Here is a 25,317-nt window from a genome sequence, read left to right on the forward strand (position 1 = left end):
TTTTAAATACACTATCTAATTCAGTTTTTATTTCTGATTTATCATTTTCAGACAATAATTTTTTCTTTGGATTTTCTTTACAACTAAATATGAATAGGAATATTACAATGAAGAATATGAAATTTATTTTACGCATTTTCTCTGAAATAATAGCATACAACGGTCTCGGTTATCGCCAGTTGGCGGAGTAAGGGACGCGGATTAGTCGGCTTTGTATTAGTTTGTTGGTCAAGTTAATTATTTTCTTTCTAACGCTGCCGCTTATTGGCGATGAACCGTTGTTGGCAATAGTTTAAATTTCTGGGATGTAATATTGGTCTAAAATTTCTTTAAATTTCTTTGAAGGAATTTCCTTTGATTTTTTAATTAGTTCCTTTTGGTCAATAAATACAACTTTAAATTTTCGAAATGTTTTGGTCTTTATAAAGTCAATAGCTTCTTTGGTGTATCCACCGCTTGACCAATATTCAAATATCAAGGTTCTATTACTGTAATAATTTTGATCAATAAGCCATTTTCTAATTACAGATACTTTTTTGCTGAGCCATTCCTCCAATTGATCTCGGTCGATTTTACTTTTATATCCTTTGCATTCAGCGATAACAATTTTATCTGCATAAACAGCAAATACATCAATTTCCCGTAGCTCTCCCAAATGATTTATTAATTTGCCAATATCCAAGCTCTGACAAAAATTGCTATGATAGTATCCTACTGCTAATTCGAATAAATCTCCTTTTAAATTATTTGTTTTGCCTTCTACAAGCTTATTTAATTTTGTTATCAAATCAAGATATGCTTCTGGATTAGTTTTTAAAATAGCTCCAGCATTTGTAACGGTCGTAATCAATGATTGTAGAAGTTCTTTGTACTCATCTCCAAACAGCTTATCTACAAAACCCACAATTATCCCTTTATCTTTAAGACGGTTTAGCGTTTCAAGGTCAATATCATCAACAATTAAAAATCCTAAAAATTGGGGTAATCCTTTTATTTGTTTTAGGATTTCAATTTTTTGAATAAAGAAATTTACATTTTCTTTATTCGGTTTATTTCCAACCAATACATCGGCAACAATGAATCCTGGATTTATTTTTTTGTTTTTATAGTTTGTAAGTGTGGAAACATAAGAAGGAGAAACAAAACTCCAAGAAAAAAGACCAAATTGAGAGTGGAATGTGGCAGTATTATAAGAGGTTAAACCAATTTTTCTAGCCCAATCACTGAACTGTATTAAAACAAAATTTTTTGCAGTTTCTATGGCCTTATGATGATTGAAATTATCTCTTTCTGCCAGCTGTGGATTTATTTTAATATAATCATCTTGCTTCAAAAGCACACCAAGTTCTACCAATTCATCTATTAAATTTTCAAATTTTTTATGACCCTTTAATTTCCTAATTGGACTAAAGGAATAAGAAGCTAATTCATTTTCTTTTATATAACCTGAATGGTATTCAATAGCTAATAATAAGGCATAATATTTTCTTCCTGCAATTTCGAAAGCTCTGTATAAGCCTTCATAAAAAATTGGTTTTTTATATTGAGATTGAAGATGATAAAAGGCTTGATTGTCCGAAAAAAGTCCTTTTATTTTAGTTATTGGAGCTGAAAGTCTTTGCAACCTTTTTCTTGCGGCGTCGTTACTAATTTTGTCCTTTCTTGTAATAATCTTTATTAACTCACTAGATAGCTTAGGCCCCTGTTTTTCTAGTAGTTTAAGCATATGTCACAACTCACTATTTATATATAACTAACTAATCCGCCGGTATGGAATTTTTTTTTTGAAGATAAATCTTCTTGAATTGTAAACTTATAATTTTTTTATAATATCCGAGCACCTGTTTTAAATTATTGCCAACGTGTTATATCCACGGCAATATACATTTTTATTCGAGTATGTTCCGGGATAAGCGCAGGTACGAGTCTCTTTTAGGCCCCTGCATCAGCTCCTTCAAACTCTCATCAAGCGGGCTGCGTATCTTCGAAAGATCCTTCTGGGTAACGTGGGTATAGATCATCGTGGTCTCTGGCCTGGAATGCCCAAGTAATTCCTGTATATACCTTATGTCTATTCCGTTCTCCAGCATATGGGTGGCATAGCTATGCCTTAGTGTATGTGGGGTGACTCGTTTTTTGATTCTCGCCCGGTGGCAGGACTCCTTCAAAAAACTGCGTATGGCAGAGGCCGTATATTTGCCTCCCTGCAGACCTTCCGCAAAATAGATCCCGGGAGCATAGGTTTGCAAATAGTTATGAAAAAGCGGAAGAAAAGTTTCTGCAAGCATCACATAGCGGTCCTTTCTTCCTTTGGCCTGTCTGATGAGAATCTGCCTTCGGTCTACATCGATATCTTTAAGCCTGAGGTTGATCAGCTCACCAATTCGAAGGCCCGAGGAGTATATAAGTGCCAGGATGCATCTATGTTTCAGGTTGCGCGTTGCCACCAGGAGGTCTATCACTTCCTCTTTGCTCAATACCCCCGGCAGGTATTTGGTTTTTTCAGGTCGTTTTAATTGAGAAGGATCTATCTCTTCCTGTTCCGTGAATTCGAAATAATGCTTTAGTGCACTAATGCATTGCCGGTGTGAGCTAATGGAATAATTCCTTGCAGCGATCTCGGCCTCCACGAACCTGTCTACATCTTTAAAGACATAGAATTCCTTGAAATCATGAAATCTCAGGAATTTTTCTACGAAATTTGTATAAGATTCTATGGTGCTGGAACTGTACCTGTGGCCATTAAGATAGTTCCTGAAGTCTGTGATCTCTTTTCTTTCGTTTTTAATGGAATTTTCAGGAAGATCCGGAAGCCTCGAAAAGTCTATGGCCGAATAATCCACAAAATAACCCTGGCTTATAAGATGGGTAATAAGCCGGTTCAGTTTTTTCTTTTCGGCTTCCAGGTAAAAACATCCAAAACTGTTGGACCATGATATTCCTTCCAGCAGTTTCAGGTGCTCAATCATTTGCCGGTCATAATCGAATTTAATTGCTATCAGGCTGTTCGCCTGATGCTTAAAGAGATCTAAAGTGACTTTTTTCATTGATTAGAAATAAATATTAAATATAACTGAAAAACAGACACTTAGAATTTTATTTTTTGATGTTGCGAAAGAAATTTTACAGGTGATAACCTTCTGGAAGTCAACATATAAGTAGGAGAAAAGGCTAATTCTTATTTAAGATATTCAATATCTATCTTTTGATGCCGTTTATGTAGAATGATCTTTTCGATTTCCTGGCTGGGGTGGAAAATGCTTAGCTGATAATTTGAATGCAGTTCTTCTGGAGCTTTAGGTTCCTGTCCATTCTCTCTATGACCCTTCAGGAAACTTCTGGTATTTTCCAGCATTTTTATTTCCATGTGTTTGGGGCTCATTACTACCTTATTTCCCCAGAAATTCAAAAGACTACCGGTCTTGAATATGGTTACCGTAACCCCGTCTTTGCCATTGATATGAGGTTCGATCTTAACGGCCCTGTTCTCATTTCTTTCTTCTATCAGGTTTCCGTTTGGATCCAGCCTGCGCTGCCGGGAAGATTTAAAGTAAACGTCTGAAAGGTCGAAAACAGGAATATTGCTATCGGCATCGGCGATCTTGATGCCGGCATTTTCGAATTCAGAAAAAAGCACCTCGATCTCTTTTTTATCCATTTCCCCGTCAGCATAAGCCATTTCATGCAGCATGATGGCAAGCGAATGCTTCTTGGCTTCACTCAGCCCCTCCAGGATGGCATCTGCCTGTTTTACGCTGAATTTCCTCGCTTCCTCCACGAATTCTGAATCAAAATTCATCAGCTTCATTAGCTGCCCCAGGTAGACCATTTCCCCCTTGGCCACTTTTTTATCAGCCAGGATCACTTTATCAATGGCTTTTACGATCGCTAATTTTTCGGCAAGGTTGAATTCCATTTCAGGCGGTTTTAGTTGAAATTAATAAAGCTAAATCACTGATACTAAATATACTTAATTTTGAAGTCCTGGATTTTTATTGGGCATAAAAAAATCCGAAGTAGCTCTACTCCGGATTTTACATTGAATATTTCTTATGGATCTATGCGAACATAACCGCTTTGGTATTCACAAATTCATGAAGACCAAAACCTCCATGTTCCCTGCCGTAACCGGAATCTTTCACACCACCAAAAGGCATGTTAGGTTTGGCAAGGCCAAAGGAGTTGATAAAGACCATTCCTGTGTCAAAATGAAATTTTGCCAGCTCATGGGCTTTTTCCTCATCCTTGGAGAATATTCCTCCACCTAGTCCAAATCTACTGCTGTTCGCTATGCGCATCGCATCATCGGCATCCTTTGCTTTTATTAGGGAAGCCACAGGTCCAAAAAGCTCGTCGTCGTAAGCTGGCATTCCCGGTTTTAGGTCGCCCAGTACGGTTGCCGGATAAAAGTATCCCTTGCCTTCCGGTTTTTTACCTCCGCAAAGAATCTTGGCACCTTTTTTAACGCTTTCTTCAACCTGCTCATGCAGCTGGTCTCTTAGATCTTCCCTGGCCATTGGCCCAATATCGCTATCTTCTTTGGTAGGATCCCCGGCTTTGACCTTGGACATTTTTTCTACAAAAGCTTCCTTGAACTTATCGTAAACCTTATCTACCACTATAAAACGTTTTGCGGCTACACAGGTTTCCCCATTGTTATAGATCCTTCCCTGAACACAGGTTTCCACTGCCAGGTCGAGGTCGGCGTCTTCAAGTACGATGTAAGCATCATTACTTCCCAGTTCCAGGACCGTCTTTTTAAGTTCTTCCCCGGCCAGTTGTGCGATCTTTTTCCCCGCTCCCGAGCTTCCCGTAAGGGTAACCCCGCGTACCAGGTCGTTCTTGATCACATCATCGCTCTGGTCATGTGAGATTCTTAATACTTTGAACAGGTCTTTAGGTAGTCCTGCATCCTTATAGATCTCTTCCAGAAGCAATGCGCTGCCGGTTACATTCTCGGCATGCTTAAGCAAAATGGAATTCCCAGCCATCAGGTTAGCAATAGAATATCTTACAACCTGGTAGCAAGGGAAATTCCAGGGTTGTATCCCGTAGATAACCCCAATTGGCGAATAGGTAATATATCCCTTTCCGCCTTCAGGTAATTCCCGTTCTTCGTCTTTCAGGGCCTCAGGGCCATTCTTGGCGGTATAATCACAAATTCCTGAACAAAGTTCCACTTCCTGTTCTCCCTGTTTCAGCAATTTTCCCATTTCCTGGGTCATAAGCTTTACCATCTCATCTTTTCTTTCCGCTAGCTTTTCCCCAATTTTTTTGATCACCTTCGCTCTTTCCTCCGCGCTCTTGCTTTTCCATTTTAAATAGGCATCGTGGCTGGCTTGCACCGCATCTTTCACTTCCTTGTCGCTCATGAGCTCATAAGTGTTCAATTGCTCGCCGGTGGCAGGATTATAGGTTTTTAAGTTTTTTTCTTCAGACATAATTTTTCTTTTTTTAGCTGTTTTTTATTGATCTTAAAGTTAATGAGTTTAAATGGCTTCGGCTGATAAGAGGATGTTAACAAAGCCCCGCTTTTACGCCGAGTTGATTAATCTTTTGATAAATTTTCAGCGGAAACATTAAATTTTTAGAGCTCCTAAGAATTGAAAGGACCTGAATTGAAAGTTTAAGCTGAAATGCTTTTGCTGGAAATTCAACTCTTGTTAAAGTAGATATCAATGCAGTTTCATTCGCCTGGCGATAAGCCTATCCTTTTTTGAGAAATACCAGTAAATAAGGTAGATGAATCCCGGCGGGAAGATGAGTAGTAAGAACTTGAGGTCCAGCACCCCGTTCAGGATCATGGCCAGGAGCAGGGCCAGGCAGGAGATCAGACCTCCAAGGCCTTCATACTTATAGGCGATGATAAGGCCGAGCATGCTAAATATTGGAAAACAAAGAAAGGTGAGCAGATCTCGTGGATCCTGTAAGCCACCGACTAAAGATTTTTCCGGTCCAAAAAGGTGGCCCAACAGCATGAACAATACGAACCCCAGGATAAGGCTGCCCCAGATGCGGGCAATCCATAGGCTCGTTCTGCTAATGTATCCATGCGTTCTCATCTTTATTGTGCCGATAATTTTAGTTTTCAGCAACTCTCTAATTTACGATTTCTTTCCGCTTATTACAATTTTCTGAAGCCCAGAATATTGAACTCCCAGGTATCATAAAAAATACTTTTGTAACTTGAATTCAGCTGAATAGCCTATAAATCCGCTGGGATTAATTCTGGTTTATTCTTTATAATTTTAAACTTTAAAATCATTTCAATGCACTCAGAATTGCAGGAGGCCTATGGCTTTCTATTTGAAAAAGAACTGCTGGAAGAGATAAATAAGTTCGGAAGCTTAAGAACGGCCAAAGCCGGGGAGAAGATCATCGAAATTGGCGATTTTGTAAAAGGTATGCCCTTATTGCTAAAAGGGGCCATCAAGATTCTTAGGGAAGACAGCGATGGCGATGAGCTTCTTCTTTATTTTATAGAGCGTGGCGATACCTGTGCTATGACTCTTAGCTGTTGCCTTGGGGAGACCAGGAGTGAAATTCGGGCGGTAGCCGAGACCGATACCTCCTTTATCATGGTGCCTATTTCCAAGATGGAAGAATGGACGGCCAAATATAAATCCTGGCGCAATTTTGTTTTTGAATCTTACCATTCCCGCCTTTCAGAAATGCTGGAGGCAATAGATACCATCGCTTTTCTGAATATGGACGAGCGCCTTATGAAATACCTGCGGGACAAAGCCAAGATCAACCGGGATGAGAATATCTACAGTACGCATCAACAGATCGCTTACGATATGCACACCTCGCGTGTGGTGATCTCCAGGCTGCTGAAGAAACTGGAACTCGAGAAAAAGATCTCCCTTCAACGAAACCATATTAAAGTAATAGACCTGTAGCCTTGTGTAACTCTTGTTACTGCATACGGCCCCTTAAGACTATACATTTGCCCCAATGAAAATTTACACATGGATATTTTAGAGATACTGGGTTATTTTGGAGCATTATTAATAGGATTGGTTCTTGGCCTTATTGGCGGCGGGGGTTCCATACTTACCGTACCGGTCCTGGTCTACCTTATGTCTATAAACCCCGTCACGGCAACAGCTTACTCACTTTTTATCGTGGGTTCTTCTTCCCTTATGGGGGCAGGGAGGAATCTTCAAAAGGGACTGGTTGGTTTTAAGACCGCCCTGGCTTTCGCCATTCCGGCGGTGATTACCGTTTTCAGCACAAGGAAGTTCGTGGTACCGGCCTTACCGGAAGAGCTTTTTACGATATTTGGTTTTACCGTCACCAGGGACATCGGCATTATGCTGTTCTTTGCAATTCTTATGCTATTCGCCTCGGTTTCCATGATCTATGATAAAAAGGAACTTCTGGAGAAACAGGAAAAGCCTAAATCGGCTAATTACTTACTCTTAGCCCCACTGGGTGTTCTAACTGGTTTCATAACCGGGATCGTTGGAGCAGGAGGTGGCTTTATTATAATCCCTATCCTTGTTCTTCTTGCCGGGCTTAAAATGAAAAAGGCCGTGGGTACCTCGTTGCTCATCATTGCGATCAATTCATTACTCGGATTTTTAGGAGATCTTGGCCACCAGGAAATCGACTGGATCTTTTTGCTGGTTTTTACCGGGATTTCCATCCTGGGGATCTTTCTTGGCGTTTATCTGAATAAGTTCTTTGATGGCGGGAAGCTTAAAAAAGCCTTTGGGTGGTTTGTGCTCATCATGGGGGTATACATCATTTGGAGCGAACTTTACTAATATAAAGTTAAATTTCAGCTGATTATTGAAATAAGATTAGAGTTTTTGAGCTTTAACTCACTGATTTAGTGTATTTTTAAGTTCCGAAAATTTGAATTACCACCTAACTCCCCCCAATTGTTTTTGAAAGGTTCTTTTTTCCATAGCACAAATGGAAAAAATGCCCGGTATTATAAGTTTGACAATAAAATAAAAGGAATATTTATCCGGATATTTGAACAATGTTTTTCAGGAGTTATGGTTTGGGGGGAAACAAGGGCGCCTCTTCTTATTGGTGCCAACCGAATTAAAAACCTTCTCCCTATCAGGAATTCAATCTAAGATTGGGTTTCTCTTTAGAATGGTTATCCTGTTCAGTATCCGGATATTTTTATAGCTTTTTCTCCACTTCTTAATCATTTCATAATTTTATCAGTCTATCCGAAGTTTGGCCTCTTTTACCAAGGTCAGCAGACTGTTTTTCCGTAAATTTATTGGCCGAATTAATAGAAGGATTTTAACCCCTTTGGTTGAAATTTTCTTAGAAAAACTTCCTTGATGGAGAATCTTGATTATGCCAGGCTTCAAATGGCATTTACCCTCGGCTTTCATATAATTTTTGCGTGTATAGGGATGGTCATGCCTTTTTTTATGGTAGTATCCCATAAAAAATGGCTGAATACCAGGAAACCTGTATTTCTTAAACTTACCAAAGCCTGGCAGAAGGGAGTGGCCATTTTCTTTGTGACCGGCGCCGTATCTGGTACCGCCCTTTCTTTTGAACTGGGTATGCTCTGGCCAGAATTTATGAAGCATGCCGGTCCAGTGATCGGGATGCCCTTTTCACTGGAAGGAGCCGCCTTCTTTGTGGAGGCAATCGCCCTGGGATTCTACCTCTACGGTTGGAACAAACTGCCGGAAAAATTTCACTGGCTCACCGGGATTATCGTGGGAATTTCTGGAGTGGCCTCAGGAATACTCGTGGTCTCTGCCAATGCCTGGATGAATTCGCCCGCCGGCTTCGATGTGGTGAACGGTGAATTCGTGAATATAGATCCCGTGGCCGCCTTCCTTAATGATGCCTGGTTTACCCAGGCCCTGCATATGACCCTAGCCGCTTTTGCCGCCACCGGGTTTGCCGTGGCCGGGATACATGCCTTCCAGATACTGCGGAACAAAAAGCCCGAACTTCATAAAGAAGCCTTTAAAATAGCCATTTTCTTTGGAGCGGTGGCCGCCCTGTTGCAACCTCTTAGCGGCGATCTTTCTGCCAAGGATGTTGCTGAACGTCAGCCGGTAAAACTTGCCGCGATGGAAGCGCACTATGAGACCGGCAAGGCTGCGCCGCTCTACGTGGGAGGAATTGTAGATGAGGAGAACAGGGAAGTGAATTACAAACTCGCGATCCCTAAAGCGCTTTCTTTCCTGGCATTTGGAGATTTTGATGCAGAGGTAAAAGGCCTTAACGATTTTCCAGATGATGAGCTTCCGCCCGTTGCCGTAGTTCATTACGCTTTTCAGACCATGGTAGGTATAGGTACCCTGATGATGATCGCAGGCCTGGTATATTTTATAAGTCTTAGAAAAAGATCATGGCTGGATAACAGGAAATACTGGTGGCTGTTTGCCTTGATGAGCCCACTAGGCTTCATTGCCGTGGAAGCGGGTTGGGTGGTAACCGAAGTGGGCAGACAACCCTGGATCGTTTATAATATCATGAAAACTTCTGAAGCGGTTACGCCCATGCCGGGGCTTAAATATAGTTTCTACCTCTATGTGACAGTTTATCTGGCTCTTGCGCTCACTGTGGCATGGCTTATGAACAGGCAGATCAAAGTGTTAAATCGCTCAATTGGATAATTATGTTGTACGTAGTATTATTTTTTACGTTTTTCTCCCTGTTCCTGTATGTGTTCCTGGGCGGGGCCGATTTTGGAGCCGGTATCGTGGAACTTTTTTCTTCCAGGGACAACCGAAAACTCAACCGTGACACCATTTACAAGGTGATGGGACCGGTTTGGGAGGCCAACCATATCTGGCTTATCATTCTTATTGTGATCTTGTGGATCGCTTTCCCGGCCTATTTCAATATCATAATTATTTACCTTCATATCCCGCTTACCCTGGTACTCTTAGGGATCACTATGCGGGGTGTGGCTTTTATATTCAGGCATTATGATGCGCTGGTTGGTGAATCCCAGATATGGTATAACCGTATGTTCAGGATCTCCAGCCTTATAACTCCTGTTTTCCTCGGGATGTCTTTCGGGGCTTTGCTCAGTGGGGAGATAGTGCTTACTGAAGATTATTCTGAAGTGAGTTTCGCCGATATTTTCCTTCATCCCTGGCTGAATGTTTTCAGTTTTTTAACTGGGCTTTTCTATGCAGCATTATGCGGATTCCTGGCATCTACCTTGCTTATCGGTGAGACCGAAGGTGAGGTGAGAAGGCTTTACAGTAAAAAGTCGGCCATCTATACCATCGTACTGGTGATTCTTGGTGGGGTAGTCTTATTTTACGGATTCCTAACCGAAATGGTCTTCGTTAAGGACTTCCTGGCGAATTTCTATTCGCTTAGTGCAGTTTCCCTTTCGGCAATCCTGCTGATTCCTTTATGGAAAGCTATTAAGGAAGAACATAGCCTGTTAACGCGATTCTATGCCGCGGTACAGATCTTACTGGTGCTTTTTGCCGCAGTTCATACACACTTTCCCAACCTTATCATCACCCAGACCGGGGAAGTAAGTATGCTGGAAGGGATCGCGCCAGATTCGGTCATAGAAGTTTTGGGCATCTCGCTTATCGTAGGAGGAGGCATCATCCTGCCCGGGCTTTTCCACTTGATGAAATCCTTTAACATGATCAGGATCCCAACGCCTACGCCAAAGAATGAACAGAATTAAAGCTCAAAAAAACTTTAAAATCCCAATGAATCTTTGCAGTGGTAGGTTTTTTGGCTAATTTCAGGTCCAGAATCTAATTAAAACCCAGAGTAAATGAAATCTTCAATTTTAAAAGGAATTTTTTTCAGTACAATTTTGCTTTTTATCGCCTGTGGTGAAAGTACAGATGTTGTAGAATCAGGAACCTACCAGGGAACGGTAAAAGAGGTTGAGGCCGAAAAGACCGAGATCTATGTGTCTACTGATGATAACAAGACCCTGGAACTTTATTTCACCGAGACTACTAGTCTTACCAGGAATGGAAGCGAAGTAGACTTTTCTGAGCTTGAGGAAGGACAGAAAGTTGAAGTAGAAGTAGAGAAAAAAGGAAAAAGACTGGATCCCATTTCAGTGAAAATAATGGAATAAAAATGGATCAGTTACCAGATTTTTGGCGGACAGAGGTGTTTCATCCTCTGTCCGTTCATTTTCCTATCGTTTTGTTATTAATGGCCAGCCTGTTCAAACTAATAGGACTTTGGTCTTCCCGTATCACCTGGGACCACGGCGGTAGGTTTTTATTGATCCTTGGGGTCATAGGTGTCTGGCTCTCGATTTATACCGGCAACCTGGCAGATGGCATAGTCTCTCGTCAGCTTTGCGATCCTACTGTGCTTAAGGAACATGAGAATTTTGCTTACACCACCGCCTGGATATTTACCATTGCCCTGCTCATCGATATTTTAACCAGGTATATAGACCTGATCAAAACAAGGATAACCGGTATAATTCTGGTCATCCTGATGCTGGCAGGCTCAGCCAGCTTGGCCTATGTAGGTCACCTGGGAGCCGAGCTGGTCTATCAGCAGGCCGCCGGGGTTAATGTCCCTTCAGGAGATTGTTCAGAGTTCAATTAAGCTTACTTCGCTTAGCTGGAACGCACTTGTTTCTCTTCAAATTATTCGTCTATCCGCAAGAATAATCTCATTCTTGGCCAATTAGTGCTGAAAAATCCTATTTTTAAGTTCGAATTTAAACAGAACTTTGACGAAATTTAAAGACAAGACCGTACTCATTACCGGTGGGGCCTCAGGGATAGGACTGCTTATGGCCAGGCAGGCTGTTGAAAAAGGTGCTTCAAATCTTATTGTATTAGATTTGGATCAGGCCGCTTTAGAACGAATGCAAAAAGAGCTAAGCTCTCCTGTTTCCCGCCTGTTAGCCTTAAAGACCGATATTACCAGCGAGCAAGAACTTCAAAAGGCACTTCAGCAAATAAGAGCTGAAAAACTGGAAGTAGACATCCTCATCAATAATGCCGGGGTAGTAACCGGTAAGAGTTTTCACGAACACAGTCTAAGCGACATAGACAGGGATATGAAGGTGAACTCCATCGCGCCTATGAAACTTACCAGGGAATTGATACAGGGAATGCTCAAAAGAAAAACCGGCCATATTGTGAATATCTCATCTGCAGCCAGTATGCTTTCCAATCCCAGGATGTCGGTCTACTGTGCAAGTAAGTGGGCCATGACCGGTTGGTCAGATTCCTTACGTATAGAGATGGAGGAGGCGAAGACCGGAATACAGGTGCTTACAGTAACCCCGTATTACATAGACACCGGGATGTTTGCGGGGGTTAGATCGCCGCTCATCCCTATTTTAAAACCCGAAAGAGTGGTCGGGAAGATCATAAGGGCCATTGAAAAAGATAAGATCGTTTTAAGGACACCATGGATTATTTATACCCTGCCGTTTGTAAAAGGCATCCTGCCTAAACGAATGCTCGATGTGGTAATTGGTAAATTCTTCGGAATATATCATTCTATGGATAAATTTAAAGGAAGAAGTAATGACCAAAGCTGAATTAGAAGGACTATTGAACAGGCAGAAAACGGCTTTTCAAATGGATCCTCCCGGTCTTGAGAGGAGGATGGATAGCCTTAAGAAGCTTTCAGATATTATTGAAAATAATAAGGAAAGGCTTATAGAAGCTGTAAATAAGGATTTTGGCCTTCGGGCAAGGGAAGAAACCCTGTTCCTGGAGATTTTTCCCCTGCAGGATGAGATTCGTCACGCCATGAAGAACCTGCGCAGCTGGATGAAACGAAGAAAAGTGAACGGCGCCTGGTTCCTTTTACCAAGTTCTGCTTATTACCAGTTTCAGCCACTGGGGGCGGTGGGCATTATGGGTGCCTGGAACTACCAGGTACTTTTAAGCCTTAGCCCACTGGTAGATGCCATTGCTGCCGGGAACCATGCGATTATCAAACCTTCAGAACTGGCTCCCCGGTCTGCTGAAGTGCTGCAGGAAATCATTAACAGCAGCTTTCCGGAAAAATATATTCATTGTGTAACGGGGGGTGCCGAGCTGGCCAGGGATTTTTCAGCCCTGCCATTCGACCATCTTTTCTTTACCGGCTCCACGAGAATTGGTAAAAAGGTCATGGCGGCGGCTGCGCCAAACCTCACTCCGGTGACCCTGGAGCTGGGAGGTAAATCACCGGCCATCATCCATCATTCATACCCGGTGAAACTTGCCGCCAAGAGGATCATGGCGGGAAAACTTTTTAATTGCGGACAAACCTGTGTCGCACCAGATTACGTGATCATGCCTGCATCCCTTAACGAGGAATTTGAAAAGCATGTAAAAGCATCAGTAGAGAAGTTCTATCCCGATATGAATAAGAACCAGCAGTTCAGCAGTATAATTAGTTCAGATCATTTTAAACGTTTGCAGGGGCTGCTTAAAGATGCCGAAGAAAATGGGGCTAAGATAGTGACCCTGGGTCCGGCCGATGATCCCTATAAAAGGTTCATGGCTCCAAGGCTGGTTTTCGAGGTAAGCCATGAAATGCAGCTGATGCAAGAGGAGATCTTTGGTCCTGTTTTACCGGTGCTTAACCTGGAAACCATGGAAGAGGCGGTAGAATATGTGAATGACAACCCCAGGCCGTTGGCCCTCTACTATTTTGATGAAAAGAAAAAAAGGATCAACTGGTTGCTCAGGAATACGCTTTCTGGTGGGGTGACCATTAACGATACGGTTTACCACCTGGCTCAGCATAACCTGCCTTTTGGTGGGGTGGGGGCGAGCGGGATGGGCCACTATCATGGATATGATGGTTTCCAAACCTTTTCCAAGAAACGTGCGGTAATGCATCAAAGGCGTCTGGCGGCTTCAGATTTCCTGCATCCTCCGTTTACCGATCTTAAAAAGAAACTTATTCATGTATTGGGGAACCTAACCAAGGTATGATTCCAGGCAAAATAAATTCAGTAATTTAAAATTGAGCATAATCAGATAAGAAATGTCTTTAAAGGAGAAAATGATCAATGGCTACCGGCATGTGGCCTATACTTCCAAAAGCCCGGATGCCGATGAAATGATCCAAAAATCTGCCGACTTTTATAAGCAATTGGATAGCCGCAGGTCGGTAAGGCATTTTTCAGATAGGGAAGTGCCGGAAGAGGTGATCAGGAATATCATAAAAACAGCAGGTACCGCCCCTTCAGGTGCTCATAAACAGCCGTGGAAGTTCTGCGCAGTTTCTAATATCGAACTTAAACAAAAGATCAGGGAGGCCGCTGAAAAGGAAGAAGAGGAGAACTATAACAGCCGAATGAGCGAACGCTGGCTGCGTGACCTGGCGCCACTGGGAACAGATACTAATAAAGACTTCCTGGAGATCGCCCCCTGGCTCATCGTGGTCTTCAAGCAGGCATACGAAGTAGATGCAGAGGGCACCAAGAACAATAATTATTATGTTAACGAATCTGTAGGTATTGCCTGTGGCATGCTGATCTCAGCAATCCATAATGCCGGCCTGGTCACCCTTACCCATACCCCAAGCCCCATGAATTTCCTGGCGAAGTTGCTGGACAGGCCAGAGAATGAAAGGGCTTTTTTGTTGCTACCGGTAGGTTATGCTGCAAAAGAGGCTTATGTACCCGATATCCATAGGAAAGAACTAAACGAGATCTGCGATTTCTATAAATAAGAACGCCGGCCCTGTAGGGAGAACCGACGTTCCAGTCATTATGAAAAAACATTCTGATTAGGACAAATAAACCTAACTTTCTTAATCGGGCGCAAGATAATATTAGAAGAAAATATAATTTGTAACAATTGTTACACAGACACTTAGTGAATAAACATGCCTAAATTATTGATCAGGAGAAATTCGGAATGGGCCAATAAGATGAGGTCTTTTGAACTCTACCTAAACGGTATCAAAATTGCCGATATTAAGGACCGTCAAAATCTTTCTTTCGAAATCCCTGAAGGCAAATACCAGTTGATCGCAAAGATCGACTGGTGTGGAAGTCAACCCCTGAATTTTGAAGTGGAAAAAGGAGAGGTAAAACGTATCGAGATCAGAGGATTTATCTATTCCAGATACCTTTTACCTGCCGCCATATTTCTGGGGTTCCTGTATTTTGGACTTTACTTTAAATTCCAGTACAACAGCCTTGTCCTGGCCACTACCATGATGGTACTTTTTGGGTATATGATGTATTTCATGAGTTTTGGCCGTAACCAGTATTTAAGGCTGTTCGAAATTTAGGTTTTCCTGGATCAGGCTGGGACCTGGGCTCTTTCATCAATAAGGCCTTCCTTTTTAAGATCTTTCCAGAACTCTGCCGGGATCTTAACATCAAAAGCCCTGGCGTTTTCTCTTATCTGTTCAGGTTTACTGGCTCCTGCGAGCACGGTGTTCACCACATCTGGTGCAAAAGAGAACTGTATAGAGGCCGTGCTGAGGTCTACCTTGTGCTTTTTCGCCACGTCCTTTATTCCGTTAAGTTTTTCTACTTTTTCGTCTGGCATCTCGCCACCGTAATTATATCGGTCTTGTCCTGAAAGCAGCCCCGCATTGAATGGAGCAGCGGCCATGAGGCCCACTTTATGCTTTTCTATTACCGGGAATAGTTCGTCCAGTGATTTCTTATGATGCACCAGGGAGTACTGAATGGCTGAAAGGAAAAGATCTGGATCTGCATCTGTATCTTCCAGTGTTTTCACGATGGGTTCTATGGTGTTGACTCCCAGCCCCCATCCCTTGATAAGGCCTTCTTCCCGCATTCGTGTTAGCTCGGGCATTGCCCCTTTACGCGCTACCTCGAAATGGTCCAGCCAGGTGTTGCCGTCTTCGTATTCATCATTATGATCTGGCGAGAGATCGTGAATAAACAGGTAATCTATTCTTTCCACACCTAAACGCTGAAGACTGTCTTCATAAGACCTGCGAACGGCCTCGGCAGAATAATCGTATTCGTAATCGAAGGGTGAAGGCTCGTTCCACATGGTTTCCGGCACCTTGTTGGTTGCCGTAAGAACACGTCCCACCTTGGTAGTGAGTATATAATCGTCCCTTTTCTTATTATGTAAAAAATGCCCGAATCGCCTTTCGCTGAGTCCAAGCCCGTACCAGGGAGAGGTGTCATAATACCTGATGCCGGCATCCCAGGCGGCTTCAAGGGTTTGTTCAGATTGTTTGTCGCTCATCACTTTAAAACCGTTTCCAATGGCTACGCCACCTAGTCCCAGTTTTTGCTTTAATACTTCCTTGCTCATAATTTATTTTTTTGTTGCTTAAATTTAATGAGATTGTTGCGGTCTCTAATTGTCTTTAACTCATTCTAACATTAAAGCAATGAGACTGTTAAACAACTGTAACAAAAGTTACTGCCGTAATGCCCTTAGATTTATATTTTTGTTTCAGAATTTGAAAAATATTGGAAAAGTATATAGATATAATCCGTGATTCATTCACTGGGTATTTTAATTACCTGGTGAACGAGATTACCCATCCCACCTGGACCAGCTATTTTTACTGGCTTATAGGTCTGTCGCTACTGGTATGGGTGCTGGAGATCCTTATTCCCTGGAGGAAGGAGCAGAAGATCTTCCGGAAAGGTTTCTGGCTGGACAGTTTCTATATACTCTTTAATTTTTTCCTGTTCTCCCTTATCGTCTACAATGCGCTTAGCAATGTAGCCGTAGAATTGTTCAACGATTTTCTGGGGCTATTTGGGATAGAGAATATTGTGGCTTTGGAAATAGGAAACCTCCCTGGATGGTTGCAGCTGTTAATCATGTTCGTGATCGCAGATTTCATTCAGTGGAATGTGCACCGGCAATTACATAGAAGGTCCTGGTTATGGGAGTTCCATAAGATACACCACAGCGTGAAAGAAATGGGATTTGCTGCCCAGTTCAGGTTTCATTTTATGGAAACCATTATCTATAAGACCGTGCAGTATATTCCCCTGGCCATGATAGGCTTCGGAATAAAGGAATTTTTTGTGGTGCATATGTTCGCCGTATTGGTTGGGCATCTCAACCATGCCAACCTGGGCTGGGGATATGGTCCGCTGGGTTATGTTTTTAATAACCCGAGAATGCATATCTGGCATCACTCAAAACAATTGCCTGAAGACAGACCCTACGGAATGAATTACGGGCTTAGCCTGAGTCTCTGGGATTATCTTTTTGGGACCGCCTATGTCCCTAAAAGCGGGAAGAAAATAGAATTAGGGTTTAGCGGTGATGAGGATTTTCCTGAAGATTTCGGGAACCAGACCTTATTTCCCTTCCTTAAAAGGATAAAGTAAAAACGAGTTAGAATCTTAAAAACCGATTAAAATGACCATAAAACAATTTAAAGACGAGCCTTTAGCTCATTATTCATACGCGATAGTTAGTAATGGAGAAATGGCTTTGGTAGACCCGGCTAGGAACCCCATGCAGTATTACAGCTATGCCGAAGAGCAGGATGCAAAGATTGTCGCGGTTTTTGAAACCCATCCGCATGCCGATTTTGTGAGCAGCCATATGCAGGTGCATGAAGAGACCGGTGCGACCATCTATGCCAGTGAAATGCTGGGCGCAGATTATCCTCATAAAAGCTTTGATGATGGAGATTCCATCAAGATCGGGGATGCAGAGTTCAGCGCGATAAACACTCCGGGACACTCCCCCGATAGTATTACTCTAGTCGCAAAAGAAAAAGATAAGACCGCCTTATTTACGGGTGACACTCTTTTTATAGGTGATGTTGGCCGCCCAGACCTGCGCGAAAAAGCAGGGAATATGAAGGCCAAGCGGAAAGACCTTGCTAAACAGATGTATGATAGTATACAGAACAAGTTCAACGATCTTCCAGATGATGCTTTGGTTTATCCTGCTCACGGTGCGGGATCTTTATGCGGAAAGAATATGAGCGATGCCTCTTCCAGTACGCTGGGAAATGAGCGCCAGGGAAACTGGGCCTTTAAAGACCAGACCGAAGATGAGTTCGTGGAAGAGATCCTGAAAGATCAGCCCTTTATTCCTGGTTACTTCGGCTTCAATGTAGATGTGAACAAGACCGGACCGGAAAATGTTCAAAGAACAAAATGGGCCAATAAGCTTAGACTTAATGTTACTGAGTTAGAGGACGGCATAAGCGTGGTAGATACCAGGGATGCAGATAAGTTCAAGGCAGGCCACCTGCCGGGAAGTATCAATATCATGGCCCGATCTGAAGATGATAAATATGAGACCTGGCTTGGGGCGATCATTAAGCCTGAAGAAGAGTTCTACTTGGTCCTGGATAGTGTGAACGATCTCGAGGAAATGCTGGAAAGAACTGCAAAGATAGGTTATGAAAAACAGGTAAAAGCCGTGGTTACTTTAGGTAAAGAAGTTTCAGAAAAGTCTGAGATCCTAGACCTGGAAGATTTTAAAAAGAATAAAGATCACTATACCATCGTGGATATTCGTAATAAAAGCGAGGTGGCTGAAGGTAAGATCTTTGAAGATGCCTATACCGTTCCGCTGAACGAACTACGTGACAATACTACCGAGATCCCTTCACATAAGCCGGTGGTGGTACATTGCGCCGGGGGATACAGGTCTGCCGCCGGTAGCAGCATCCTTGATAAATTGTTCGATAGTACTAAAGTCTATGACCTTAGTGACGATGTGAAGGAATTCAAGTAGACCTTTGATAATTTGATATAGAAACCCGGGCTTAGTTCCCGGGTTTTTTTATGGCTAATATTTGAGTTCGATTCCGAAATCCCTGAATAATTATGAATGTATTCCCTAAATACAAGTTAAATTTCAGAAAGATTCAATGAGATTCTGGGTATTTTGAGATTTCTTCAACACTTCATACCTCTTAATTTTTCTATATTTACGCTCCAAGGTCAAAAAATAACACTACATAAAGCTATTTTATGGATAAGAACTATAAGGTGAAAGTGAACGACTCCCTGGAATTTGAATTTTCAGAAGAAGAGATCGCCGCACTGGACACCCAAAAAACTTCAGACAGACATTATCATCTATTAAAGAATAACCGTTCTTTTACCGCAGAGATCTTCAAGCCCGATTTTCTGAACAGGACCTACGAGATCAAGATCAACTCTAATATTTATTCGGTCAGGATCAATAACGACCTGGACCAGCTCATTGAGGAAATGGGGCTTTCCCTGGGAAGCTCACAGCAGATCAATGATATCAAGGCTCCTATGCCGGGACTTATCCTGGAAGTGAACGTGAAAGAAGGCGATGAGGTGAAAGAAGGGGATTATCTCCTTGTTCTGGAAGCCATGAAAATGGAAAACACCCTCACCGCACCACGTGACGGGATCGTAAAATCTGTGAGCGTAAGCAAGAGCGATACGGTTGAAAAGAATGAGCTCCTTATAGAAATGGAGTAATTCACGATGATTTAAAATTTCAAAATTAATGAGAAGTCACCTCGAGCGTTAGCAAGAGGTCTTATTAAAAATTCAATATGAAGAAAATATTAGTAGCCAACAGGGGAGAGATCGCGTTACGCGTGATGAAAACCATTAAAAGGATGGGCATCGATACCGTGGCGGTTTTTTCGACAGCCGACAGGAATGCACCCCATGTTAAGTTTGCCGATGAGGCCGTTTGCATAGGAGAAGCTCCCTCCAGCGAATCCTACCTTAAAGGCGATAAGATCATAGATGTAGCAAAAAAACTGAATGTTGACGGCATCCATCCGGGTTACGGATTCCTGAGTGAGAACGCTTCGTTTGCAGAAGCTGTGGAGAAAAATGGTATTACCTGGATAGGCCCGGGTTCAAAGGCCATCAAGATCATGGGAAGTAAACTTGCTGCTAAAGACGCGGTGAAGAAATATGATATCCCGATGGTTCCCGGTATAGACGAGGCTATCACAGATACTAACAAGGCCAAGGAGATCGCCAAGGATATTGGATATCCTATTCTTATAAAGGCCTCTGCCGGTGGTGGAGGTAAAGGTATGCGTATCGTTGAAAGGGATAAGGACCTGGAAGACCAGATGAAGCGTGCTATAAGCGAGGCCGAATCTGCCTTTGGAGATGGCTCTGTTTTCATAGAAAAATACGTGGCTTCCCCGAGACATATCGAGATACAGGTACTTGCCGATACCCATGGAAACTTTGTTCACCTTTTCGAAAGGGAATGCAGCATCCAGCGTAGGCACCAGAAGGTGGTGGAAGAAGCTCCATCGGTAGTGCTGGATGATAAACTGAGGAAACAAATGGGTGAGGCGGCAGTGAAGGTAGCCAAAGCCTGTGATTATGTGGGAGCAGGTACCGTGGAATTCCTGTTCGATGAGAACCGCAATTTTTATTTCCTGGAAATGAATACCAGGTTACAGGTTGAGCATCCCGTTACCGAATATATCACCGGGGTGGACCTTGTAGAACAACAGATCCTGGTAGCCAGGGGTGAGAAACTTGAATTTAATCAGGAAGACCTGAAGATAAAAGGTCACTCCATGGAACTAAGGGTTTATGCTGAGGACCCGCTGGAAGATTTCATGCCGAGTACCGGTAACCTGGAGAAATACAGCATGCCTACCGGAGAGGGCATCAGGATAGATAATGGATTTGAAGAAGGCATGGATGTGCCTATCTATTATGACCCGATGCTTTCTAAGCTTATAACTTATGGGAAGACCAGGGAAGAAGCCATTCAGCTTATGATAAAAGCCATAGATCATTATATTGTGGAAGGCGTGAGCACGACGCTGCCTTTCGGAAAGTTCGTATTTCAGCATGAAGCTTTTAGAAGCGGGAATTTCGATACGCATTTCGTGAAGAAATATTATTCTCCTGAAGCTCTGAAAGACGAGACCGAGGAGGAAGCAAAACTCGCGGCAGTAATGGCCTTAAAGCAATACCTGATAGATAAAGAGCAGTTAAGATTACCACAAAACTAAAATTCAGAATTTAGAGATGAGTCAGAACCTCGATAAATTAAAAGAAAAGATTGCTGAAGCCCATAAAGGCGGAGGTGAAAAAAGAATTGCCAAGCAACACGAAAAGAAGAAATTAACCGCTCGTGAAAGGATAAATTACCTGCTGGATGAAAATTCGTTCGAAGAAATAGGAATTTTAGTGACTCACCGTACCACCGATTTCGGGATGGATAAGGAGAAGATCTACGGTGATGGGGTGGTAACAGGTTATGGAACCATCAACGGCAGGCTGGTGTATGTTTTTGCTCAGGATTTTACGGTTTTTGGAGGTTCACTTTCTGAAACCCATGCCGAAAAGATCTGTAAGGTGATGGATATGGCCGTGAAAGTAGGCGCACCAATGATCGGTCTGAACGATTCCGGAGGTGCCAGGATACAGGAAGGGGTGAAATCCCTGGGAGGTTATGCCGATATCTTTCACAGGAACGTAAAGGCTTCAGGAGTGATCCCTCAAATTTCAGCGATCATGGGGCCCTGTGCCGGAGGAGCGGTTTATTCTCCTGCCATGACCGATTTTACCCTGATGGTAGAGGATACCTCCTATATGTTCGTGACCGGGCCTAATGTGGTGAAAACGGTGACCAATGAGAATGTGACTTCCGAAGAACTTGGCGGGGCCAGTACGCATTCCACAAAATCTGGGGTGACTCATCTTACCGCAGCCAACGATATTATTGCCCTGGAGAACATCAAGCAGCTAATTAGCTATATGCCTCAGAACAACCAGAAGCCACCGGAAAAGCTGCCTTATGAGCTTGGAGATGAGCATAGGGAGGTGCTGGAGAGCATTGTGCCAGACAGTTCCAATAAGCCATATGATATGCATGAGGTGATCAAAGGTATCATAGATGATGATTCCTTCTTCGAAATTCATAAGGATTATGCCGATAATATTATTGTAGGTTTTTCAAGGATTGGTGGTAGAAGCGTTGGTATCATTGCCAACCAGCCTATGAGCCTTGCGGGAGTTCTGGATGTAGACTCCTCTAAGAAGGCGGCAAGGTTCACCAGGTTCTGTGATTGTTTCAATATCCCGCTATTGGTGCTGGTAGATGTTCCAGGTTTTCTGCCGGGAACAGACCAGGAGTGGAACGGGATCATCCTGCATGGTGCAAAGTTATTATATGCATTAAGCGAGGCTACCGTTCCTAAAGTGACCGTGATTACCCGTAAAGCTTATGGTGGTGCCTATGACGTAATGAACTCCAAGCATATTGGGGCCGACCTTAATTATGCCTGGCCAACGGCAGAAATTGCGGTGATGGGTGCCAAGGGAGCATCGGAGATCATTTTCAGGAAAGAGATCGCGGCAGCCGAGGATCCGGAAAAGAAACTGGCAGAAAAGGAAGCTGAATATGCCGAGAAGTTCGCCACTCCCTTTGAAGCTGCCCAGCGTGGCTTTATCGATGAGGTGATCATGCCGAAAGATACCAGGCGAAAACTTATAAAAGCTTTTAGCGCCCTGGAAAACAAACATGTGCTAAGACCAAACAGAAAACACGGGAATATCCCATTATAATTGAAAGGCCGAAGAGATTTCGGCCTTTTTTATTTAAAAAATCGTCATCCTGAACTCTTTTCCGATAAAAATGGAAATTAGATTTTTTTGGATGCTGAATCAAGTTCAGCATGACGTCTACGAATATCCAGTTTAAATTCTCAAGCTGAACCTGCTTCAGCCTTCTAAAATTTTCTTTATGAAATTCAACAAGATCGTTTGCATTGATGAAACCAAGCTGAATGAAAAGGCGATAGGTGAATTAGAAAAGTATGCCGATGAGGTGGTAGTGCATCACGATTATCCCGATTCTGAAAATGAAAAGAAGGAAAGGATAGGCGATGCCGAAGCCATCATCGTTTCCTGGCGAACCCAGATAGGGGAAGAGCTTATTAAAAGCTGCCCCAGGCTGAAGTATATCGGAATGGCCTGCAGCCTGTATGACGAAGAATCTGCTAATGTGGCGGTTCGTTATGCAAGGGAACAGGGAATTAGCGTTAAAGGCATCAGGGATTACGGGGATCCCGGAGTTGCCGAATTCATTATTTCAGAATTGATACAGCTTCTCAATGGCTACCGGGAGCACCAATGGAAAAACCTCCCCAGTGAACTCACCGGCCTCAGGATCGGTATAATCGGCTTTGGGGTAACGGGGCAATTACTAGCAAAATGCGTGTATCCATTTGGAGCTGAACTTTATTATTACAGCAGGACCAGGAAGAAAGAGAAGGAGTCGGGTATTCAATATCTTGATTTACCGGACCTGTTAAAGACCTGCGAGGTGATCTCCTTTCACCTTCCAAGGAATGTCGAGCTAATGAAGCAGGAAGAATTTAGCAAATTCGGTAACGGCAAGATCCTGGTCAATACTTCGCTGGGATTGCCATTCGAGGAGAAGGCTTTCCAGGATTGGATAAAGAAAGAAGGCAATTTCGCGATCTTCGACGGAGACGGGAAAAAGGAATTAAGCAGGGAAACAGAAAAACAGCCAGGAGTGATCGCCCATCAGTCCAGTGCGGGCTGGAGTTCCCAGACTCTTGTAAGGCTTTCAGAAAAGGTGCTACAAAACATTTCAGAATATTGCGCTGAAAATGGATAGGAGAGCAGATTTGTAACCATTGTTACTGATATTGGACCTATCTTATCGTTTCTTTGCAACTCAATGAAAAACAATTATGGAATTTATATTACAACCCTGGCCATGGTACGTTGCCGGGCCATTGATCGCCCTTATCATGTTCCTGCTCATCTTCCAGGGAAGACAGTTTGGAATGTCCTCGAACCTTAGAACCATCTGTACCATGTGTGGTGCCGACTCTAAAGCCAGTTTTTTCGATTTTAACTGGAGGGCACAGCGATGGAATCTTATCGTAATTGTAGGTGCGGCCATCGGTGGTTTTATTGCCATGAATTTTCTAACACCAGATCCTGCAGTGGAGATCAACCCGGATACAGTTACACAATTAAAAGATCTAGGTTTTAAAAGTACCGGCTCAGCATATCTGCCAGATGAACTTTACAGCCTGGAAGCCCTGACCAATTTCAAATCGCTGTCGATTTTGATCATTGGCGGAATCCTGATAGGCTTTGGAGCCAGGTGGGCCGGAGGTTGTACTTCCGGGCACGCGATTTCTGGCCTTAGTAACCTTCAGTTGCCGTCACTTATTGCCGTTGTAGGTTTCTTTATTGGAGGCCTGGTGATGATCCATTTATTGTTTCCCCTAATATTTTAGAGTATGAAAGTTATAGGATATTTATTTACAGGTATATTATTCGGAATCGTGATGTTTAAGTCTGAAGCGGCCAGCTGGTTCAGGATCTACGAAATGTTCAGGTTCGAATCTTTCCATATGTACGGGATCATTGGCTCTGCCCTGGTACTGGGAGTACTGGGAATACAGCTTATAAAACGAAAAAAACTGAAGGACGTAAACGGCGAGCAGATACAGTTTGTTCCCAAGAACAAGAGTTTTAGCCGTTATATGTTCGGTGGGATCATTTTTGGTCTTGGTTGGGCACTTGCCGGGGCATGCCCTGGACCAATCTATACGCTTATCGGCGCAGGTTATGTTTCAGTGATCGTGGTATTTCTAGCCGCGATTTTTGGAACTTTCCTCTATGGCTTGTTAAGGGATAAATTACCGCATTAAGTATATATGAATTAAAGCAACAGCTCCTGGAAACATAGATTCCAGGAGCTGTTTTGTTTTATTAAGGTCTATATTATTTTACTTTTTCAGCCTTCATATAAAGTTCGTTGGCCTGGATCTTTTCTATCATATCCTTGCCTTTATCGGCCATGGCCTTCCAGCTCGCCGAGTTATGGATCTTGTCATAGGTTTCTGAATCTGGCCAGACGCCTTCCATAAAATATTTATACTTGTCATCCTTCTCGGTGATCTTATAAAGGTGGTATCCTGCTCCCGGGTAACCTTCATCGCTAATGGCCTGGTTCATCTCCTTTAGGAAATCGTTCAGCTGTTTTTCGCTAACCCCTTCCGGAAGTTCAAATAAATGAAGGCTTTTCTTGCCGGCAGCCATAGGCTTGTTCTTCATTTCTATCTGTATCACTTCAAATGGCTTGTTCCCAATATTTTTAGGCTGGTGTTTGGAAGGTCCTACCCAGACCACGTCCCCGGCATTTCCGGCCATTTCCATGGCTTTACCGTCTTCGCCGGTCATATTGGCCTTATAATCTGTTAGGAAAACCGCTACACCCTCTGGATGAGAATGCATTTTTGATTCTTCGCCCGGTTTGTAATTAATTCGCAATACCCTGACCTTTTCGTTATCTACGGCCACCTTATAATGCTCGGGATCTATTTTCGTGGCATCCTGAGCAGTCAGTTTAAGGCCGTTGGTGAGGATCAATAATACGAGGCATGATTTTAAAATATTCATTAGTCTTTTCATTT

25 protein-coding genes are annotated in these 25,317 nt (G+C 42.9%); 18 read left to right on the forward strand and 7 right to left on the reverse strand.

Features of this window, described 5'->3' with window-relative positions:
• Positions 1-292: 292 nt before the first annotated feature.
• The 5 genes from FLP08_RS07860 to FLP08_RS07880 form a co-directional block, all read right to left on the reverse strand.
• On the reverse strand, positions 293-1,726 hold the full coding sequence (locus FLP08_RS07860) for a hypothetical protein (protein ID WP_156275703.1): 1,434 nt from the start codon (positions 1,724-1,726) through the stop codon (positions 293-295).
• 163 nt (positions 1,727-1,889) lie between these two features.
• The gene (xerA, locus tag FLP08_RS07865) at positions 1,890-3,047 is read right to left on the reverse strand and encodes a site-specific tyrosine recombinase/integron integrase (RefSeq protein WP_156275704.1); all 1,158 of its coding nucleotides are present in this window, start codon (positions 3,045-3,047) and stop codon (positions 1,890-1,892) included.
• 131 nt (positions 3,048-3,178) lie between these two features.
• On the reverse strand, positions 3,179-3,916 hold the full coding sequence (locus FLP08_RS16405) for a tellurite resistance TerB family protein (protein WP_202912758.1): 738 nt from the start codon (positions 3,914-3,916) through the stop codon (positions 3,179-3,181).
• A gap of 142 nt (positions 3,917-4,058) precedes the next feature.
• Entirely contained in the window at positions 4,059-5,441 is a 1,383-nt protein-coding gene (locus tag FLP08_RS07875) for an NAD-dependent succinate-semialdehyde dehydrogenase (RefSeq protein ID WP_156275706.1), read from the reverse strand.
• Between the two features lie 234 nt (positions 5,442-5,675).
• Positions 5,676-6,062 carry a DUF7670 domain-containing protein gene (locus FLP08_RS07880; RefSeq protein ID WP_156275707.1) on the reverse strand — a complete coding sequence of 129 codons (387 nt, stop codon included), beginning with the start codon at positions 6,060-6,062 and terminating at the stop codon, positions 5,676-5,678.
• A 207-nt stretch (positions 6,063-6,269) separates the two neighbouring features.
• Here FLP08_RS07880 and FLP08_RS07885 point away from each other — a divergent pair, with 207 nt between their 5' ends.
• From FLP08_RS07885 to FLP08_RS07930, 10 genes are all read left to right on the forward strand, one after another.
• Positions 6,270-6,902 (forward strand): Crp/Fnr family transcriptional regulator, encoded by a 633-nt coding sequence (locus FLP08_RS07885; protein ID WP_156275708.1) that lies wholly within the window; start codon positions 6,270-6,272, stop codon positions 6,900-6,902.
• A gap of 69 nt (positions 6,903-6,971) precedes the next feature.
• On the forward strand, positions 6,972-7,772 hold the full coding sequence (locus FLP08_RS07890) for a sulfite exporter TauE/SafE family protein (protein ID WP_156275710.1): 801 nt from the start codon (positions 6,972-6,974) through the stop codon (positions 7,770-7,772).
• Positions 7,773-8,309: 537 nt separating this feature from the next.
• Positions 8,310-9,611: a cytochrome ubiquinol oxidase subunit I gene (locus FLP08_RS07895; RefSeq protein WP_156275711.1), complete on the forward strand. Its 1,302-nt coding sequence runs from the start codon at positions 8,310-8,312 to the stop codon at positions 9,609-9,611.
• A gap of 2 nt (positions 9,612-9,613) precedes the next feature.
• Positions 9,614-10,654 (forward strand): cytochrome d ubiquinol oxidase subunit II, encoded by a 1,041-nt coding sequence (locus FLP08_RS07900; protein WP_156275713.1) that lies wholly within the window; start codon positions 9,614-9,616, stop codon positions 10,652-10,654.
• Positions 10,655-10,747: 93 nt separating this feature from the next.
• A complete protein-coding gene (locus FLP08_RS07905; protein WP_156275715.1) occupies positions 10,748-11,062 on the forward strand; it encodes a hypothetical protein in 315 nt (104 codons plus the stop codon).
• Between the two features lie 2 nt (positions 11,063-11,064).
• Positions 11,065-11,550, forward strand: coding sequence for a DUF2231 domain-containing protein (locus tag FLP08_RS07910; RefSeq protein WP_156275717.1), 486 nt, complete (start codon positions 11,065-11,067; stop codon positions 11,548-11,550).
• Between the two features lie 127 nt (positions 11,551-11,677).
• Positions 11,678-12,499, forward strand: coding sequence for an SDR family oxidoreductase (locus tag FLP08_RS07915; RefSeq protein ID WP_156275719.1), 822 nt, complete (start codon positions 11,678-11,680; stop codon positions 12,497-12,499).
• Entirely contained in the window at positions 12,486-13,892 is a 1,407-nt protein-coding gene (locus FLP08_RS07920; RefSeq protein ID WP_156275720.1) for a coniferyl aldehyde dehydrogenase, read from the forward strand. The genes FLP08_RS07915 and FLP08_RS07920 overlap by 14 nt, the downstream gene beginning before the upstream one ends.
• Before the next feature lie 52 nt (positions 13,893-13,944).
• Positions 13,945-14,634, forward strand: a complete 690-nt coding sequence (locus tag FLP08_RS07925; protein ID WP_156275721.1) for a nitroreductase family protein — start codon at positions 13,945-13,947, stop codon at positions 14,632-14,634.
• Positions 14,635-14,790: 156 nt separating this feature from the next.
• Positions 14,791-15,201, forward strand: a complete 411-nt coding sequence (locus FLP08_RS07930) for a hypothetical protein (RefSeq protein ID WP_156275722.1) — start codon at positions 14,791-14,793, stop codon at positions 15,199-15,201.
• A gap of 11 nt (positions 15,202-15,212) precedes the next feature.
• On the opposite strand, the gene FLP08_RS07935 is transcribed toward FLP08_RS07930, so the two are convergent.
• Positions 15,213-16,211, reverse strand: a complete 999-nt coding sequence (locus FLP08_RS07935) for an aldo/keto reductase (RefSeq protein ID WP_156275724.1) — start codon at positions 16,209-16,211, stop codon at positions 15,213-15,215.
• A 161-nt stretch (positions 16,212-16,372) separates the two neighbouring features.
• Between FLP08_RS07935 and FLP08_RS07940 the strand changes: the two genes are divergently transcribed.
• From FLP08_RS07940 to FLP08_RS07975, 8 genes are all read left to right on the forward strand, one after another.
• Complete coding sequence (locus tag FLP08_RS07940) at positions 16,373-17,251, forward strand: sterol desaturase family protein (protein ID WP_156275726.1); 879 nt, start codon at positions 16,373-16,375, stop codon at positions 17,249-17,251.
• Positions 17,252-17,282: 31 nt separating this feature from the next.
• A complete protein-coding gene (locus FLP08_RS07945; RefSeq protein ID WP_156275728.1) occupies positions 17,283-18,620 on the forward strand; it encodes an MBL fold metallo-hydrolase in 1,338 nt (445 codons plus the stop codon).
• 239 nt (positions 18,621-18,859) lie between these two features.
• Positions 18,860-19,345, forward strand: a complete 486-nt coding sequence (locus FLP08_RS07950; RefSeq protein WP_156275730.1) for an acyl-CoA carboxylase biotin carboxyl carrier protein subunit — start codon at positions 18,860-18,862, stop codon at positions 19,343-19,345.
• Positions 19,346-19,422: 77 nt separating this feature from the next.
• On the forward strand, positions 19,423-20,865 hold the full coding sequence (accC, locus tag FLP08_RS07955) for an acetyl-CoA carboxylase biotin carboxylase subunit (RefSeq protein WP_156275732.1): 1,443 nt from the start codon (positions 19,423-19,425) through the stop codon (positions 20,863-20,865).
• Between the two features lie 16 nt (positions 20,866-20,881).
• Entirely contained in the window at positions 20,882-22,423 is a 1,542-nt protein-coding gene (locus FLP08_RS07960) for an acyl-CoA carboxylase subunit beta (RefSeq protein WP_156275734.1), read from the forward strand.
• A gap of 178 nt (positions 22,424-22,601) precedes the next feature.
• Entirely contained in the window at positions 22,602-23,501 is a 900-nt protein-coding gene (locus FLP08_RS07965) for an NAD(P)-dependent oxidoreductase (RefSeq protein WP_156275736.1), read from the forward strand.
• Between the two features lie 76 nt (positions 23,502-23,577).
• Entirely contained in the window at positions 23,578-24,135 is a 558-nt protein-coding gene (locus FLP08_RS07970; protein WP_156275738.1) for a YeeE/YedE family protein, read from the forward strand.
• 3 nt (positions 24,136-24,138) lie between these two features.
• Positions 24,139-24,552: a YeeE/YedE family protein gene (locus FLP08_RS07975; RefSeq protein WP_156275739.1), complete on the forward strand. Its 414-nt coding sequence runs from the start codon at positions 24,139-24,141 to the stop codon at positions 24,550-24,552.
• A 73-nt stretch (positions 24,553-24,625) separates the two neighbouring features.
• Here the strand turns inward: FLP08_RS07975 and FLP08_RS07980 are convergent, their stop codons facing one another.
• Positions 24,626-25,315: a cupin domain-containing protein gene (locus FLP08_RS07980; RefSeq protein ID WP_156275740.1), complete on the reverse strand. Its 690-nt coding sequence runs from the start codon at positions 25,313-25,315 to the stop codon at positions 24,626-24,628.
• Positions 25,316-25,317: the final 2 nt, after the last annotated feature.

Origin of the sequence: Christiangramia aestuarii (assembly GCF_009735585.1) — a bacterium.
GTDB classification, from domain to species: Bacteria; Bacteroidota; Bacteroidia; order Flavobacteriales; family Flavobacteriaceae; genus Christiangramia; species Christiangramia aestuarii.